The sequence below is a fragment of the Mesorhizobium sp. HAY1-8B genome (assembly GCF_056868045.1).
Genome location: NZ_CP200321.1, coordinates 3944860 through 3960453, shown reverse-complemented (window position 1 = coordinate 3960453; position 15594 = coordinate 3944860). Strand labels below are relative to the sequence as shown.

The 15594-nt window shown below is 60.0% G+C and carries 21 protein-coding genes, 1 tRNA gene and 1 pseudogene; 5 read left to right on the top strand and 18 right to left on the bottom strand.

The genetic code is table 11. From position 1 onward, the window contains the following. Positions 1-33: 33 nt before the first annotated feature. Positions 34-99: pseudogene (locus AC1VON_RS18675) on the top strand (type II toxin-antitoxin system RelE/ParE family toxin); the annotation flags it as partial. A gap of 352 nt (positions 100-451) precedes the next feature. On the opposite strand, the gene AC1VON_RS18670 reads toward AC1VON_RS18675, so the two are convergent. The 3 genes from AC1VON_RS18670 to AC1VON_RS18660 all read right to left on the bottom strand — a co-directional run bounded on the left by AC1VON_RS18670 (position 452) and on the right by AC1VON_RS18660 (position 1376). Next, positions 452-528, bottom strand: a tRNA-Pro gene (locus AC1VON_RS18670). Positions 529-718: 190 nt separating this feature from the next. Next, on the bottom strand, positions 719-1090 hold the full coding sequence (locus AC1VON_RS18665) for a hypothetical protein (protein ID WP_483124481.1): 372 nt from the start codon (positions 1088-1090) through the stop codon (positions 719-721). Further along, positions 1083-1376, bottom strand: a complete 294-nt coding sequence (locus tag AC1VON_RS18660; RefSeq protein ID WP_483124480.1) for a hypothetical protein — start codon at positions 1374-1376, stop codon at positions 1083-1085. Before AC1VON_RS18660 ends, AC1VON_RS18665 begins: the two co-directional genes overlap by 8 nt. Before the next feature lie 59 nt (positions 1377-1435). Here AC1VON_RS18660 and AC1VON_RS18655 point away from each other — a divergent pair, with 59 nt between their 5' ends. Beyond that, positions 1436-1624 (top strand): hypothetical protein, encoded by a 189-nt coding sequence (locus AC1VON_RS18655; protein WP_483124479.1) that lies wholly within the window; start codon positions 1436-1438, stop codon positions 1622-1624. 225 nt (positions 1625-1849) lie between these two features. Here the strand turns inward: AC1VON_RS18655 and AC1VON_RS18650 are convergent, their stop codons facing one another. The 5 genes from AC1VON_RS18650 to AC1VON_RS18630 form a co-directional block, all read right to left on the bottom strand. Beyond that, on the bottom strand, positions 1850-2569 hold the full coding sequence (locus AC1VON_RS18650; RefSeq protein ID WP_483124478.1) for an SOS response-associated peptidase: 720 nt from the start codon (positions 2567-2569) through the stop codon (positions 1850-1852). 241 nt (positions 2570-2810) lie between these two features. Next, on the bottom strand, positions 2811-3032 hold the full coding sequence (locus AC1VON_RS18645) for a DUF768 domain-containing protein (RefSeq protein ID WP_483124477.1): 222 nt from the start codon (positions 3030-3032) through the stop codon (positions 2811-2813). 24 nt (positions 3033-3056) lie between these two features. Next, positions 3057-3275: a hypothetical protein gene (locus AC1VON_RS18640; RefSeq protein WP_483124476.1), complete on the bottom strand. Its 219-nt coding sequence runs from the start codon at positions 3273-3275 to the stop codon at positions 3057-3059. A 15-nt stretch (positions 3276-3290) separates the two neighbouring features. Further along, entirely contained in the window at positions 3291-3500 is a 210-nt protein-coding gene (locus AC1VON_RS18635; protein WP_483124475.1) for a hypothetical protein, read from the bottom strand. After that, positions 3475-4356, bottom strand: a complete 882-nt coding sequence (locus AC1VON_RS18630) for an ATP-dependent DNA ligase (protein WP_483124474.1) — start codon at positions 4354-4356, stop codon at positions 3475-3477. The genes AC1VON_RS18635 and AC1VON_RS18630 overlap by 26 nt, the downstream gene beginning before the upstream one ends. A gap of 84 nt (positions 4357-4440) precedes the next feature. Between AC1VON_RS18630 and AC1VON_RS18625 the strand changes: the two genes are divergently transcribed. Further along, positions 4441-4668 carry a hypothetical protein gene (locus AC1VON_RS18625; protein WP_483124473.1) on the top strand — a complete coding sequence of 76 codons (228 nt, stop codon included), beginning with the start codon at positions 4441-4443 and terminating at the stop codon, positions 4666-4668. Between the two features lie 58 nt (positions 4669-4726). On the opposite strand, the gene AC1VON_RS18620 is transcribed toward AC1VON_RS18625, so the two are convergent. From AC1VON_RS18620 to AC1VON_RS18600, 5 genes are read right to left on the bottom strand one after another with little or no spacing between them, the layout of a single operon-like run. Beyond that, on the bottom strand, positions 4727-5386 hold the full coding sequence (locus AC1VON_RS18620; RefSeq protein WP_483124472.1) for a hypothetical protein: 660 nt from the start codon (positions 5384-5386) through the stop codon (positions 4727-4729). Positions 5387-5418: 32 nt separating this feature from the next. Beyond that, positions 5419-5544, bottom strand: a complete 126-nt coding sequence (locus tag AC1VON_RS18615; protein WP_483124471.1) for a hypothetical protein — start codon at positions 5542-5544, stop codon at positions 5419-5421. A gap of 28 nt (positions 5545-5572) precedes the next feature. Then, positions 5573-5866, bottom strand: coding sequence for a hypothetical protein (locus AC1VON_RS18610; RefSeq protein ID WP_483124470.1), 294 nt, complete (start codon positions 5864-5866; stop codon positions 5573-5575). Then, a complete protein-coding gene (locus AC1VON_RS18605; protein WP_483124469.1) occupies positions 5866-6201 on the bottom strand; it encodes a ubiquitination-like system serine protease family protein in 336 nt (111 codons plus the stop codon). Before AC1VON_RS18605 ends, AC1VON_RS18610 begins: the two co-directional genes overlap by 1 nt. Next, positions 6198-7049 carry a glycoside hydrolase family 108 protein gene (locus AC1VON_RS18600; protein ID WP_483124467.1) on the bottom strand — a complete coding sequence of 284 codons (852 nt, stop codon included), beginning with the start codon at positions 7047-7049 and terminating at the stop codon, positions 6198-6200. The genes AC1VON_RS18605 and AC1VON_RS18600 overlap by 4 nt, the downstream gene beginning before the upstream one ends. 55 nt (positions 7050-7104) lie before the next feature. On the opposite strand from AC1VON_RS18600, the gene AC1VON_RS18595 reads away from it, so the two are divergent. After that, positions 7105-7308 carry a hypothetical protein gene (locus AC1VON_RS18595; protein WP_483124466.1) on the top strand — a complete coding sequence of 68 codons (204 nt, stop codon included), beginning with the start codon at positions 7105-7107 and terminating at the stop codon, positions 7306-7308. A gap of 81 nt (positions 7309-7389) precedes the next feature. Further along, entirely contained in the window at positions 7390-8391 is a 1002-nt protein-coding gene (locus tag AC1VON_RS18590; protein ID WP_483124465.1) for an acyltransferase family protein, read from the top strand. Here AC1VON_RS18590 and AC1VON_RS18585 read toward each other — a convergent pair. From AC1VON_RS18585 to AC1VON_RS18565, 5 genes are read right to left on the bottom strand one after another with little or no spacing between them, the layout of a single operon-like run. Then, positions 8350-8763 carry a hypothetical protein gene (locus tag AC1VON_RS18585; RefSeq protein ID WP_483124464.1) on the bottom strand — a complete coding sequence of 138 codons (414 nt, stop codon included), beginning with the start codon at positions 8761-8763 and terminating at the stop codon, positions 8350-8352. The two genes, AC1VON_RS18590 and AC1VON_RS18585, sit on opposite strands and share 42 nt — an antisense overlap. Continuing rightward, positions 8760-10844 carry a hypothetical protein gene (locus AC1VON_RS18580; RefSeq protein ID WP_483124463.1) on the bottom strand — a complete coding sequence of 695 codons (2085 nt, stop codon included), beginning with the start codon at positions 10842-10844 and terminating at the stop codon, positions 8760-8762. Before AC1VON_RS18580 ends, AC1VON_RS18585 begins: the two co-directional genes overlap by 4 nt. A 9-nt stretch (positions 10845-10853) precedes the next feature. Then, entirely contained in the window at positions 10854-12458 is a 1605-nt protein-coding gene (locus tag AC1VON_RS18575; RefSeq protein ID WP_483124462.1) for a hypothetical protein, read from the bottom strand. Further along, positions 12458-15172 carry a hypothetical protein gene (locus AC1VON_RS18570; protein WP_483124461.1) on the bottom strand — a complete coding sequence of 905 codons (2715 nt, stop codon included), beginning with the start codon at positions 15170-15172 and terminating at the stop codon, positions 12458-12460. Before AC1VON_RS18570 ends, AC1VON_RS18575 begins: the two co-directional genes overlap by 1 nt. Before the next feature lie 3 nt (positions 15173-15175). Continuing rightward, on the bottom strand, positions 15176-15592 hold the full coding sequence (locus AC1VON_RS18565; protein WP_483124460.1) for a DUF6950 family protein: 417 nt from the start codon (positions 15590-15592) through the stop codon (positions 15176-15178). Positions 15593-15594 lie beyond the last annotated feature (2 nt).

Below are 15594 nucleotides of genomic sequence, written 5' to 3'. Positions count from 1 at the left end.
TTACCAGGCTTCAGCATCCACCGGAGGGTCCGAATGAACATCCACAAGAATGCCCGTCTAACGCCGCTGCGTCGAGAGGAGATGGCGCTGTCGGTGATAGGGCGCTCTTTCCCAAGCGTGACTGACCCCCGCAGTCGGGGCGATGGGCAACAAAAAAGCGGGCTATTGCCCGCTTCCCTTCGTTGCCAAGACTCATGCTCGATGCCGGTACATTCATGGCCGTCGAGCTGTCGATCAGCTCAAATGCACAGTCTGCCTGGTAAACCTCACCGACTATCTGAAGGGACGTTCGCGCGAATGCGTGACTGCTTGATCAAGTATATGGCAGCCAAACGTGTTGCAAACAAGGCGCACTGCTAAAGCTCGGCTTCGGCGGCTTTTCGTTCTGGCTACAATGTGGCTAAAAACTCTATAGCCACCTCTGGGGAAACGGCTAACTCTTTGTTTTGTTTGGTCGGAGTGGCCGGATTCGAACCGACGACCCCTTGACCCCCAGTCAAGTGCGCTACCGGGCTGCGCTACACTCCGGACCGAGGAATGCCATATATATTCAAGGGTTGGCGCGCAAGCGCTAAAACGGCGCAGGAGAACAGAAGCCGATCATTCCTGTTCAATACCGGCACTGCCAGACAAAAAGTCCCACGGAAAGTCCCACGGATGTTCGCGAGGTGTTCCGCCGTCCCGGATCTTTGTTCTACGCGTCGGGGTGGACGGGCACCTACTTCGGATAGTCGGCCTTGACCACGATGCGCGTATAAGCGCGCTCGACCGCAAAGACAGCCTCGTCCTTGGTCTGGACCGATCCTCTCGATGATCCCTGATACCAGTTCCAGGTTCCTTGGGACGGCGGGTGAAGCTCCATCATGATCCGGCCCACATACTTGCTCTGGAATTCGGCCGAGAAATCGTATTGCACCGGTTTTCCGACGATAACCGTCCTGCCCCACTGGAGATGAACGCGGGCGCCGCGGTCGACCAGATATTGGAAAGCACCCTCCTTGGTTTCGAACGTCTCCAGGATTGCACTGCCGTCCACGACTTGCCAGCCGCGTTGGTAGGCGAACCGGACGGTAAGGCGATCGCTAGCCACGGAATCGTTCCGTGTACCAGGTAATCTTGCCGTCGACCTTCATCGGCTTGTGGATCATCAGGCGCTTGGGAAGGTGCTCGGGATGAACCTCGAGGAGCGTGATCTTGATCTCCGGCTTGCATCGGCTGCAGTCGAATTTCAGCTTCAGTGGATCGACGCCGCCGCCATAGACCATCATCAGGTCCGCAGAACGGCAATAGCGGACGTTACCGCAGCTGCATTCAGCCTTGACGAGCATATTGTGCCGGGTCGCCTTGCCCAGCGTGTCGATCGGATCGTGCGCCATGAGAACAGAAAAGGAACATTTTCCTTGAACGTCAAGACGGCTTGTGGAATCTATGCCGCATGAGCGATGAACCAGCCAAGCTTGCCGACGGCATGACGCCGGCGCCGCGAGAACGCGCGAAAGCGCTGGGACACATGTGCGAACATGCCGGTTGCACGAAGCATGCTGGCTTTGGCTTTTCCCGACCCCGCCAGGCCACGCATTGGTTCTGTTTCGACCACCGGGGCGACGGCGAGCGGTACCTGTGAGGTCCATGATGGCAAAGCGACCGAAAGACCAGATGTTGCCGCCCGTTCGTGGTTGCACGATCGATATGGATGGTGACGAGCCGCGGCCGACCAGGTGCATTGTCGGACTGTTGACGGAAGACGGCGTCACGAAGTTCGCACTTAGCAAGCAAGGCGCCAGGACCATGGTGCTGGCTCTTCAGACCTTTCTCGACAGGGTCGATGCTCCGAAGCGTGATGCCGCAATCAAACGTCAAACAGATCCGACGGCCCCAAGCCGATCTCGTCAATGATGTCGGGCGTGTTGTTCCGCGACGATCCGACCTTGCTATGGATCGGCCACATCTTCATCAAGTCGGACGGGAATGGCTTCATCAGGTCGCGAGGATCCGGCTCCGGCCCGAGCCAGCGCATATAATCTTCGGGCGCCAGAATGACAGGCATCCGGTCATGGATGGTCGCCATCAGCGAGTTCGGCTCGCAGGTTGCAATCGCAAACGTCCGGACCAGTTCGCCCGTCGCCTTGTCGGCATACTCTTCCCAGATGCCGGCCATCGCAAACGGCTCGTCATCCTTCATCGCAATCGCATAGGGTTGCTTTTTCTTGCCCGAGGCGTCGAGCTTCTGCCACTCGAAATAGCCGTCCACCGGCACCAGGCAGCGGCGTGAGGCATAGGCTTTGCGGAACATGCCATTGGTCGCAATGGTCTCGCAGCGCGCATTGACGGGCGGGGGGCGGCCGCCGCCATCGCGAGCCCAGCCGGGCACCAGACCCCACCGCGCCGACACGAAGCCGGCCATGCTCGTCGACAACTCCTCACGGATGATGATCGGATACGTCAGGCTGGGCGCGCCGTTCCAAAGGGGAAAGCTGTTGCCCAACCGTTCAATCTCGCCGGCATTGGCGAATTCAAACCGACGAACCATGTCGGGGATTGTCGTCTTTACGAAAACGCGTCCGCACATATTAGGTCACGCTCAATCCTTGTCGTCAGGGAAGACCAAAATGGGAACGCAATGGGAACGAGTCAAGGCGAAGATTGCCTTCGCCGCCAATCCCCGGACCGCTCGTTGTTGAAAGCGATCGCTTCCTCGAGTGACGGAAACGGCCGAGCCGCTATCGAACCGTCCGGCTTCATCTCGACCGCCAAGAAAGGCAGGCCCTTGATGGGCGGCGGGTAAATAATGAAGGCTGGCGCAATCTGTTTCAATCAGGGAGACCCGGGTCGAAATGCACGATCGCGTCGAGGATGGTGCGGTAGAGACTGTCGACCTCTTCGTCGATCTCGGCCCGCTTGATCCCGAGCGCCTTGGCGTCGGCGATTAGCTTGTGCGTGAGTTCGTCCACGGAAATGACATCCGCCTTCGCGGTCTCGGGGACGTTGTTCGCGATCCACTGGTCCAAGAAGTTGATGCCGCGCGTGCTCATTCGGCGATAAGTTCAAAGTGGCTCTTAGGTTCCTTCTGGCCCCTCATCGGCCTCCGCCTCCATCGTGGCGGCAACTGGCTTGATCTCGCCGCCAATCGGCACGCCGTCGAAGCCATGCAGCCATGCGTCGGCGTGCTCCTGCCAGAACTCAGGCACGGCGCGCTCCTTGCCGTCCTTGCGCGCCTGGGCGCCGTACATCCACGCGTAGTTGGCGCGCTCCTGGTCCTTCTTCGCGGCTGCCATGATTGTCTTTCCGTGCTAGCGCCCGAGCGGCAATTTCGACAGCGAGATGAGTTCAGCTTCGTCCGTGACGCCGGCCATGTAGTTCGCGATAATCCGCGATGCGACCGTTTCGTGCGCTACCGGCGACATGTTCTCCAGCTTCAGCTTGTCGAAAACCCTGCCGAGCAGCGCCAGTTCCGCCGCGTCGAAAATGCCAGCCTCAGTCGCCTTTCGTCGAATTGGCATGGTCTTCCTCCCGAAAGTCTTGGAGAGAAGCATGCCGCAGATCCTCCTCGCCGCGCAAGTGCTTCACGCGGCCGATGATGCCCGGCTTGACCCATTGTGTCGCCGGCCGCTTCATGCCCTTCGGCGCCGGGCCAGCATGCTCCTGCACGCGCTTCCATAGGCGCTCGCGGATGGCACGGCTCGAATTGATGAAGGCCGATCCGACATATTTCCCGGTCTTCCGGTCGGCCATCAGCGCGAAGGCCGGCTTGCCCATCTCGCGCTCGACGCCGAGCAGATCGTATTCCTCGACCGCATAGCTTTTGATCTTCAGCCAGTTGGTCGACCGGCCGCTGCGATACTTGCTGTCGCGCCGCTTCGACACCATGCCCTCGATGCCGGCTTCGTCGATCAAATGGAAGATGGCGTTTGCGTCGCCAAGCATCGCCTGGCTGAACTGGATATGATCGTCCGGCTCTATGATGCCTTCCAGGATCTCGCGGCGGTCCTCCAGCGCCATGTCGCGGAGATCATGGCCGTTGAGGTGCAACAGATCGAAGGCGACGAAATAGAGGTCCTGCTCCCTCCGCGTGATAGCCTTGCGCAACGCGGCATAGTCCGACAGGCCGGCTTCATTGAGCACGACAATCTCGCCGTCGATGATGGCGCTCTCGACGCCCAGCCTTTTCGCCGCCCCGACCAGGTTGGGATACTTCGCCGTCCAGTTGTGGCCGTTGCGGGTAAAGACGCGCACGTCATGGTCGATGATGATCTGCGAGCGGTAGCCGTCGAACTTGATTTCGTGAATCCAGTCGTCGCCTTCGGGAGGCTTGTCGACAAGGGTCGGCAGCAGAGGCTCGACAAATTTCAGACGCATGAACTCACTCGCAGGACCTCGATTCAATAAGCCTGCGCTAAAATGGTTCCGGAACTTTTACCGCGGCGCCGTGTTCGGTCGATCATGAAGAACGATCCCGAGGGACGCGCAGCGCTGCGCCTGATCAGAGACACCGTGGAAGAGCATTGCCCACCAGGCGTGCTGCCCAGCGAGGAAGCCGTCAACGGCATCCATGGCCCTAGCCTGATGGACGAGGCGGAGGCCATCGCCGCCGCGATCATCGCCACGGTCGAGCGGTTGCAGTTGCAGACAGCCGTGAAGCCGCCGGCACCGAGCATCAGGCATAGCTGAAACGCAAAAGCCCGCCGGCGGAGCCAGCGGGCTTTGCGTGATCACCTCTGCGCTTTGGTCACGACGGTGGTTGCACCTGCTTCCGTCGTAGTTCGTCAATCTCCCGCTTCATATCCTGAATGACATCGCGTGTGCCGTACACAGCGCCGAAGTCCTGCCGCAATTCATCCAGACGGCGCGTGAATTCTGTCGCTTGCTGGTCGTACGCCCGGTTGCGTTCGCTCCATTCGTTCCGCGTGACAGTTGACTGACGAAGGTCGGCTACGGCGGCGTCGGTCCGATTGCGATCCTCCGCACCGCGCTGGGCTCGCCAGTCCATTTCCTGCCTTGAGACAGTGCTGGCGGCAAGGCTCTGGATGGCCTTGCTGGTCTCGCTGGTTAGGCTCTGGATGAGCCGGCTGGTCTCGATATCCTGCGCCTTCAGGTCGTTGGTCGATTCCCGGATGGGCCAGTAGACCAACCCCCCGAGAACAACGACCACGGACACCATGACGCCGAGGGCCTGCCACTGCGGCCGGCTGCGCTCCGAAATAGCGGTGCCAAGAGCGGAGATCGCGTTGCGTGTCTCGTTGGTGAATGAGGTGAACGACTGTTCAATCTGCCGGAAGCCAGACCGCATTTCAGCCTCGAGGTCGGTCTGCCGGCGCCCCAGATTCGTGACGCGCTCGCCGAGCTGTGCCTGCACCGGGTCTTGATATACTCGCTGTTCCTCAGCCATGTCGGTATCCGCCATCTGTCCCAGTCGCTTGTTCAGGATTTTAGTTCGGCCCGGCGCGCGGCGCTGGCCTTGGTATGCAGGTCGCATTCAACCCTGGTGTAGAGCTTCAGCGCGCAGCCAGGCGCCACGGTGCGGTCGATCCTGTTTTGATCGGCCACAGTCTTCCCTTGTGCGCCGGGAAGGCTGTTACCGAGGGCCGAGCGTAGCGGCGCCACACCGCTGACGTCCGAAGTCGTACACCCCGCCAGCGTCAATGCACTCGTCAAGAGACATGCGAGCGTCGATACCCTTGCGTATCGCATCCTGATTTCCCTTCTCGATCTTGGCGCGGACCTCGTCAGCGCCCTTATGCTTGATGAGTTCGTAGCCGCCGAACACCGCGCCCGATACGGCCATCGCGATTGCGATCCAGGCGACGACGGCAGCGATAGGTCGCGGAACGCCGACGAAGCCGGCGACAATGGTGATGAGAGCCGACATCAGCACGACACCCATACGCCGTCAGTCAGAAAACCATGCCAGTGCCCGACATAGTGCACTGATGGTGTGAGTGTCGGCGCGTCGGTCGATCCATTCCACAGCCACGATGGCCTTTTCGTTGGCTTCCTCTCGGTGCCAACAAGCAACGCGCCGGCGTCACCGCAACCGCACGGACAGGCATAGTACCAGCGCTCGCCCTCCTCCGGCTTTTCCTGCGGCTCGACAAGGGAAGCCCGGTATATCGAGCCGGCTGTCAGTGCTTCGTAATCCGGGCTCCAGAACTCTCCCTTGGTGAGGAAAGACGCCTTGACCGGCTCGGTCTTGACCTCGCTCATGCCGGCACCCCTCCGAGCGCAGCCGCCAGGCGCTTGGCCTTGCGATTGGCGTAGTAGCGATAGCCGGCACCGCCGAGCAGCAGCACGGCACTGGCGACAGCCAGGACCATGACCACCTTCATGATGAGCTCACTGCCGTAGGACATCGGCGAAAGCTGGTTCTGAAGATCCTTTAGCGTGCCGGCAATGCCGCCGCTGCCGATGCCGGCGCCGATCGCCGCGTCGGCCGGCGCTGTCGACGGCGCCGGGGTCACGTCCTCGACCAACGCCTTTGCCTGGCCGCCATCAACGAAGTTGGCGGCCCGAGGTGCCGCGCCGCTCGCCCAAGCCTTGCCGATCCTGCGGACTTCGTCAACGCGTGCAGACCAGCCCTTGCCGAAGGTCGGGAAGGTCTTCAGCGCGCGCAGGAACTTCATCCGGATAGCGCAGATACGCTCGATGAGCTCGCCCAGGCTGTTGACACCATCGAGCGCAGCCAGCGTACCGACGCCGATGACACCATCGATCGGGCCCTTGTACAGCGGGACGAGCGCCTGCTGAAGCCACATGATCGAGCGACCGGGGCCAGAGTTCACCGCGCCATCGAACACGACGTAGTCGACGCCGGCGGGCAGCAGATCGCCCTTCACGGCATCCCAATACTGCCTGTCATAGATTTCATACAGCTCGGCATCGGTGATCTCCTTGACCGACCGCACGGCGAGGCCCCTGCCCTTGCGATAGCCGTCATAGACGCGCTGGGTGACGCCCTTCATGGTGGCGCCGCCAGGATCCTTGGGATGGTTGCTGTAGCCGCCCTCATGCGCAAGCACGCGGGCAAGCGATTCCTTTTCACGGGACGCTGCCATGATGTTTCCTTTCCAGTGATGATTTGGCTATGGTCGGCGCCGGAGGCGCGAGCCGATGAAACGAGACTGGGTAAAGCTGCCGAAGCCGTGGGGTGAACTGCGCCCCGGTCTACGCGACGAGGTCGCGGCCAAGGCAGGTCACATCCACACCTATGATGGCGGGCACGTCAGGCTGGTCGATGGCCTGTGGGAGGTCGTGTTCAGCGGCGACGCGAACGATGCCGATATGGTGCTGAATGCGCTGCGCAAGCCAAATTAGGAAGAAATTCTGGGTCTTGTCCAAATCTGGGCCTGTTCTGGCCTAATTGTGATAATCCTGATGTCGTGATCTAAGCATCGGATGGGAACATACCGCTTATTCTTGGCATTTTGCGTGCTTTACAGTCACACTTTCGGCCCCGTTCTCGGCAAGAACATTGGGGTTACTGCCGTGATTTCATTCTTCATTATGAGCGGCTACGTGATGGCGTTGCTCATTCGAAAACACTATCCGCTTAAAGAGCAAATCCCTGCATTTTACGCCGATAGAGCATTTCGGATTTTCCCGCACTATCTATTTTATGTGTTTGCCGTGATGATCTTTGCGACGCAGTTCGACGTAGTGGGGCTGAGCGAAGTCACTACGTGGCAGATGGTGGCCAATTTAGTGATTATTCCCACCAATCTTTGGAGGCTGTTTCCGGGCGCGCTCTATGATCCACCGGCTTGGAGCCTCGGTCTCGAATTGACCTTCTATCTGGCCTTCCCATTCATCTGGCAGGCTCGGCGCCTATTGCAAGATGCGATCTTCGCCGCATCCGCGATGGTTGCAACCATCGCCTTCCTCGGTCTGATCAACACAGACTATGGCGGCTATCGCCTTCTGCCAGGCACGCTGATTTTCTTCCTGGCCGGCGCCGCCATGGCCACGCCGGAAAAGATCAATGGGCGCTATGTTCAGATCGTATTTGCACTGGCCATGGTTGCGTTTGCGACCACTCTTCTCTCCGACCGGCTCTATCGCTTGCCCTACGACTTCGAGGTTTCGCTTGGTGCAATGATCGGGATCGGTGCTGTGACGCTGCTTCGCCGCTTCCCCACTACGAGGCTCGATAGGCTCGCTGGCGATCTGAGTTATGGGCTATTTCTCAGCCACTTCCCCATGATCTTTGTTGCCGATACTTTTGGAATCGACCGCTGGCCGTTCGTTCCTGTCGCAGCGACATTGGCCGCGCTTGCCAGTTACCTTTTGATAGAACGACCAGCGCTTGCGTTCCGTCATAGACTGCGAAGCACTACTAGGTCCGCTCCCATGGTAGTTTCAGGGGGCCAAGATCACGTCAGGATCGCCGTGGATAAGTGACAACATGGCCAAGGCTGTCGGGTCGTTTGCGAAGATCTCCGTTCGCGTGTTCCACCGTTCCTGAGTGTAGAGATCAGCCGCGTCGATTGCCGCTTTTGCGGCCCCAAGCAAGCCGGCAGCCTGCAGTCGGTCAACGATCAGACGCTTCGCAATCAGTCGCGGAGGCTTCCTGTCCTCTGGTAAGGCGTCGGGGCAGCGCTCTCGCAGGATATTCCAAAGGTCTTCCTCGTCGAACGCTGGGCCAACACCCGCGTTCTCGGGCAGATCGGCGGCATCGACGTAGGTCGCCAACCGGCTAGAATAGTACCGCGACTTGTCGCCACCAACGAACCAGTACCAGTCGGTGGGGAAATTCAGAGAATTGTCGATCATGAGTATTGTGCCCCCGTTACGGTCGCGCCGGCTGTGCTTCCTGGAAAATAGTACGGGCTCCCGCTGCCGGTGTAGAGAACGCCATTTAGACCGGCGTTATACCGTGAGCCTTTGCCAATCCCCGCAAAGGTATTGCCATTCGCCAAGATGGTGCCCACTCGACCAACGATAGCGAACGTCGATGAGGGCGCATCGAGTAGCGTTATAGTACGACCCTGCACTCGTATCTGCCCACCGTCATAAGAGGCCATGTGCGCTGAGACAGAGCCGCCTGAAACCATGTAGTTTTCGGTTGCCTGTATGAAGCCCCCGACGCCTGTGTTGATTAAGACCGAGCCTCCGCTCTTGAAATTGATATTGCCGAAATACACCGTCCCGTTGTTCGCATATATGCCACTACCCGAACCACTCGGCCGCATCGTCAAATATTCGCACTTATAGCTGCCCTGGAATCCGTCGTATCCATTAAAGCAGCCGTCGACGACTTGGCCGCCTGTAGTCATATTGATAATAGTCGAGAATAGATCGAGCATCTTGCCGCGAATATAAACTGTTCCGGTACCCACGGTATTTCTTGCGAATGCGCCAGCATAGACACCCTGGTCAACCGAGATGATACAGTTCCAGATACCAAGATCGATAGAGGCAGCTTTATTAACCGCGGCCTGCAGCGTCAGTAGCGAACCAGCTGCGGAGTAGGTGAGCCCATCATTGCTGTCCGATCCTGTTCTGATGAGGATTTTGCCCGAAGTGGATCCAGACGTATTAATCGCGGCTCCGCCAAGCGTCGTCGAAAACTGGAAGGCGTTTGCAGTCAAGCCGCTGGCGATAACATAGTATTCCACGCCTTCTGTAATCCCAGTCGGCAAAGCGCCGGCTTCCGAAAGGTAGTGCGTCCCAAACTGCACGACAGTGTTCGTACCTGAGCCTGCCGAAGTCGTGTTGATTGCGGCGTCTTCTGGCCTTGCTGCCACCGTGTATGAATTCGCATCGAGCACTGTCTTGACGAAATAGTTCGTGCCGGTCGCCAAGCCGGTCGGCAAGGCTCCAGTGGTTGCAAACTGTATGACGTCGCCGACTGCCCTGCCATGGCCGGCCTCAGCGATGACGCCAGGCGATGCATTGGAGATGGTTACCACAGGATTGCTGGTATTGATCGCCGCGCCGCCCACCGTTGAAGCGAACTGAAAGCTTGCGCCTGACAGGCCGGTCGGCAAAACGTAATAGGTCGTCCCTGCCGTCACACCCTTTGGCAATCGACCAGTCGACGCAAACACAATGGGCTGGCCGGATACAAAGGTATTTGCCATCGTGACAACTGCCGGCGATGCGACAGATATGGTCGCCGTCTTTGTGTTTGGCTGGATGGAGAATGAAACCCGGCTTCCAGCAATAAGGCCGTGGCCGTTCTTCGTCACCACACCAGGTGACGCTATCGTCACCGTCGCAATACCAAGGCTGAAACCCACATAATAGGTCCTGTCAGCCGTAAGAACCTCCCGGACGTTCGCCCACTGGACATCGCCGTCCGTAAGGCTGGCCTTCTTCGGAATCTGCCCAATTGCGCCACCAGTGGGAAGGCCGAAGCCACCGATGCCCAGACCAGGCACGCCCTGCGGCCCAGTAGCATTAAATGGACCTTCCCAGGCAGTTCCCGTCCACCGGTAGAAGGCAAAGGCGACGCCAAGCTCGGCGCGCAGGAACAGATAATTGTCGTCATCGGCCGTCAGCGTCAGCGCATCACGCTTTGCCAACGAGCCCGAATTATTCGGATGAATGCCGGCCAGCGACAGCGTGATGAGAACGCGCGTCAGCTTGTCATAGAGGTCGACGACATTGGCGGCGTCGGAATCCTCGCGGACGATCGCGTAGGAGTACGTCCCGCTCGCCCCGGTCCATTTCACCGCCCCGGTCAGGTGCGTGTCGTCGGTCACCGCTGCGATCGGCATGGGATTGCCAGGCGCCTCGATGTTGAGCGTGCCGCCCGTGACCAGGGAGACAGCCCACCCTGTGCCGGTGCCGACAACCGCGGCACTGCCGTTCGTCACCGTGACGGTGCCGGTGTTGTATATCGATGTCATGATTGATCCCTAGAGGCTCTGGGGGATGCCGAAGATGTAGTAGCGAAGGCCAAGCGCCGTGCTGTCGCTCGTGCTCGGCCATTCTTTCATGTAGTAGACGCCGCTACCGTCGATGAAGCGTGGGTTGGCGCCGGACATATAAAAGTCCACGGCGCTTTCGTCGGCGCGGATGTTTGCCCAAGAGCTATCCTGACTAGCCCTGCCCGTCCAAGTGCCGCCACTGTTTGTGAAGACGCGATGGTACCCGTTGCTGGTCGTCTTCGGATAGCAATTGCTCTTGAAGACAACGATATTTTTGACGAACAGTTTTAGCGCTGGCGACGAATTGTTGGCGCTCACCGTCGCCATCCGCTCACCCCTGAAGCGGTCGCTTCCCGAAATGACCGTAGGGAAATCGGAGGTCCAGGACAGAAACCCCTGCGCGAGGATTGGCAGATAAGCCAATCGCGTGTCGACCATGATATCGTTCAGATTGGGGCTGAGGTCCGATGATCCAGGACGCTTGATCTGGATATAGTCGCGCGTTCCGTCATTGCCTTTGAGGAAGACCTTCTTGCCTCCACTGGTCGGCGCCTCCTCGCTGTTTGCGAAGATGATGTAGCGTAAGGTGACTGCAGTTGCCTTGAGGTTGGTAATAACGACCCTGTCGCTCTTCACCTCATAGGTAAATGCAAGCGATTTGTCCGAGGCGATGCTGTCAAAATAAGGCGGTGACCAGAATTCAGTGTCGGCCTGCCGCCTTATCATGAAATCCATGTACGTCCGCGACGTCAGCGGCAGCGGGCACATGATCGTTGCAGTCCCGCTGGCCGACACGTTGATGTCGCCAGCCGCCATGATCTTGGCGGGGATTTTCCCCTCGTGGAAAACGTAGTTATTCGGGTTCACATCCGTTACGGTGCGTCCCGGCAACGCCAAACGTGCCACGGTCGGGTCGAGCCGGAGAACCTGTTGTCCACTGACCGGAGTGGTCGAATAATCCGGCATGGCGTCGTCGCGCGCCGGAAGCTGAAAGACCGATACAAGCCAGTTCCAGTTCTTCGCGCTTGGGATGCTCGTTCGCAGATTGATCTGGTACGCTTCCCGAGACCCACTGTAGAGGTTCGAGTTGATCAGTGTTGTGCCGTTGCCGCCATATCCGGCATAGCTTTCGACAAAGCCATTTCCGACATTGAACTGCGCATAATTGACAGTTGCACCGTTATAGGTGTTCGCCGCCAGGGTTGGATCGATTTCACGCCACTCCAGGACAGGCAGATAGCCCCAACTCCACCAATTGGAGAAGAGATACACCTCCTGCGAACCGCTTCCGCTGTTGTGCCAATACACGATAGCACCGCAGGAAGTGGACAATCCGTTGTTGGTGGATGGCGTGTTCAGGTCGTGATTGTTGAAATACCAGAAGGCCCCCAGATAACCACCAGTCGTGTAGCGGCTGTCATAGGTCTGCGTGTAGATCTCATAGACATAGCTAAGCTTTGTGCCATTCAGGCTATCAAACTGAAATTTGCCAACGCTGGACGCCGGCTCATTGACCAGATCCGTCGCGTTGTCGAAGGCGATGCGCATGCCAGGTGTTGTGCCGCCGATCAGTCCGAAGCCGAGCCTTGGCATCAGGGCACCGCGATCGAGTGGAACTTGTTGTTGTAATCCGAGATCATCGCATTGTCAGGGCTATGGATATAAGCGGCCGTGACGTCGCCCAGATTGGCAATCTGCGCCTTGAGCGTGCCGGCCTCGAACGTCAGCGGATAACCGCTGCTCGTGCCGTCGGTGACAACAAACTTCTGGGCATAGATGAAGAAGTTCGAGAAGGGGGATGCCGGGTTGCCGCCGGTGAAGCCGGCCTCCATGTAGAAGCCCGACGAAACCCAGGTGGCACCGATCGTTGCGCGAACCTCGGCGACCAGGCGCGACACCACATCGCCTGCGCCGGCTTCGGCACGGATCCTGAAAAGGCCACCGGCCGTGGCGTCGCCGACAGCCGTCTGCACACCAAGAAGCGCTTCGGCCTGGGCCGACAATTCGCCGTTGATATTGTCGATGTTGGCGCTCAGCTCGAGGAAGGCCGCGGCGCTTGCATCGCGGAAACGCCTCGCGACCGCATTGTCCTGCACCTGCCGGCCGGCAGCCTCGACGGACGCGGCAGCGAGTTGAGCGATCTTGTCGTTAAACTCCTGCCGCATGCCTGACAGGCTGGCCATGAAGCTGATCACGTCCTGCTGCAACTGCGCCAGCCCGACCGAAACGTCGATCACCTCGCCCGGCGTGGACACCTGACCCCACGCCGTGAAAAACGTCGTGCGCGGCGGATCGGTGATGATGCGATGCCGATACTCGTAGGTCTTGTTCGGCAGCACGCCTTCCGAGACGGTGAGCACCTGCACCGGCATTTCCGCGCGCTTGACGATGCTGGAAACATAGCCGCTATGGATGCCGGATTGCGCGCCCGTGGTGACGATCGCCGCGCCGCCCGGCGCCAGCGAGGCCGTGAACGTCCCTGGCGTCAGCACCGTCTTGACGTAGAGCGGGCTGTCGGGCGTCAACCCCGTTGGAAGGAAACCCGTCGTTGCGAGGTAGAAAAGGTCGTTGGCCGACAGATTGTGGTTCGGCCATGTGACGACAGCGGGATTGGCGATCGTGACCGTGACGCCGACCGCTTCCGGCCGGTATTCGACGTCGATGGCCGACACGGTGTTGTCGTCGAAGGCATCCCACCGAAAGCCGATACCGGTCTTGCGCTCATCCGAGCCTTGCACCTGTATCTGGATGCCGTTGGCGACGAAGTTGCTCGCCTGTGTGGCGTAATCAGGATCGCCGGGCGCCACCGGGATAACGGGCACGGTGACATAGGCGGTCGGGTCGAAGATGCTGTCGTCGACCTGCTGAAGTGTCAGATAGATGTTCCGCGCCGCCTTGTCGCCGAGCGGCCCCAGCCTCTTCTCCAGGATCTGGAACTTGAACGTGCCGTATTCGGCGGAAGTCCACTGCACCCAGCGCCCGACCTTGGCATCGGCGAGGAATTTCGGATGAATGCAGATTTCGGCATTGCCCTGAAAGCGGCTGGCCTTGAAGGCGATGTCGGCGAGCCTGTCGGCCACATCTGAACGATTGACGGCGCCATAGGGCACCGACACCGCCAGGCGCTCACCATCCTCGGCCAGCGCGGAGGCATCGATGCGCACCGCGAAAGGCGTCTGCTCAAAGAAATTGTCTGGCTCCATATAGGTGCCGGCCAGCGTGTTGATCAGTTCCGACTTGGTGCGCTTGGTCGAGAACCGGAAGGTTTCGTCGACCATGATGTCGTCGTCGGTGAATGTCATCACGATCGACTGCGCGGCGCCGGCGATCGGATACTCGCCCGATGCGTCCTCAACCCAGGTAGAAGCGGACGCCTCGAGCAGGGGCTGCAGGTTCTGATCGTGCGTGACGCCGGAGCCGGCGGCCGCGATAAGACCGGCCGTGTATCGCTTGCCCGCGCCGACCGTCTCGTCGCTGACGTTCGCGGCCAAGGTCCACATGTCGAGCGGCAGGCGTGACGCCGGGACGCCCTTGCCGACCATCATTTCCGTGCCGTTGAAGATGCCGCGCTCCAGCGCGTAAGCCATCAGGATCGGGTTTTCCGTGAATTCCCATGTCGTCTGGTCATTCCACCGGTGCGATCCGGAGCCGCCGACAGAGCTATCCTTGCGCCAGTCGTAGAGCGGCGCGCCCTGGACCTCGAAGAACGCATCCCATGGCTGCTGCAGGTGCTCGCGATCGAGGATGCTGGTGACAACGGCGTAGGCGATGCCGGCGCCGCGATGGTCCGTCGTCCAGCGGCCGATCGGGTTGGAGCGCGAAATCAGGCCGGCGTCCGCCGTCTGGGTCATCGTCCCCTTGTAGAGCTTGACCCAGACTTCACCGTCGATGCCCTGGACGCGGAAACCCATCGTTGGGTCTTCCGCGCCACCGAGCAGTGCCCACGCGCCCTTGTAGCGAACGCGGGTGATTCCGGTGATCAGGAAGTTGGATAGGATCCGAACATCCTGGACGCGGCGATTTCCCGGACCATAGGCATTGCGGTAGTCCAGTTGCCCAGCGGTGCCATAGCGGCCCATGCCGACAGACCGCGCCAGATCCTCGCCATAGGTCGTATCGAGTTGCGAGGCCTGCGCCTGCGGCTTCTGCCCCCCGCCAAACAGCGAGCCGACCGCATATTTGGCGGCCAGCCCAAGGCCGAAGCGCGCCAGGCCGGCAAGGATGGTCGAGCCGCCCAGCCACGAGGCAACACCGCCAAGGCCCACCGCGCTGAAGACGGTGGTGAAGAGCGGGACAAGAAAGCCCACGGTCTAGCCGACCTTGAACGCGGTCTTGATGGCCGACTGCGGCAGGATGAGCACGCCGGTCTCCGTCCGTGCAATGAAGCCCCGATCGCACATGAAGCCGGCGCAAAGCCTGCCATCCTGGTCGACCACGCCGGCATCGCCGCGCTGCGCCATCAGCCGTCCCACGGGCGCAAACAGGCTGGCAAGCGCCATCTCGACGTCATCGAAGCCACGCTTGCGCAGGATCCTCGCAGCGCCGGCTTCGGTCTTGTACTTTCCCCTGATGTCGGCGGCCGGATCGAAGCCGGTGATCTCGGCTACGACGTCCATCACCGTCAGCAGGCAGTCGGACTGCCCCCACACGCCGGGCGTGGCGGAAATCGAAGTGACCAGGCGCGCAAGGCGGCGGTCCCAGTCGGGCAACCGGGTAAGCTGGAGCATGA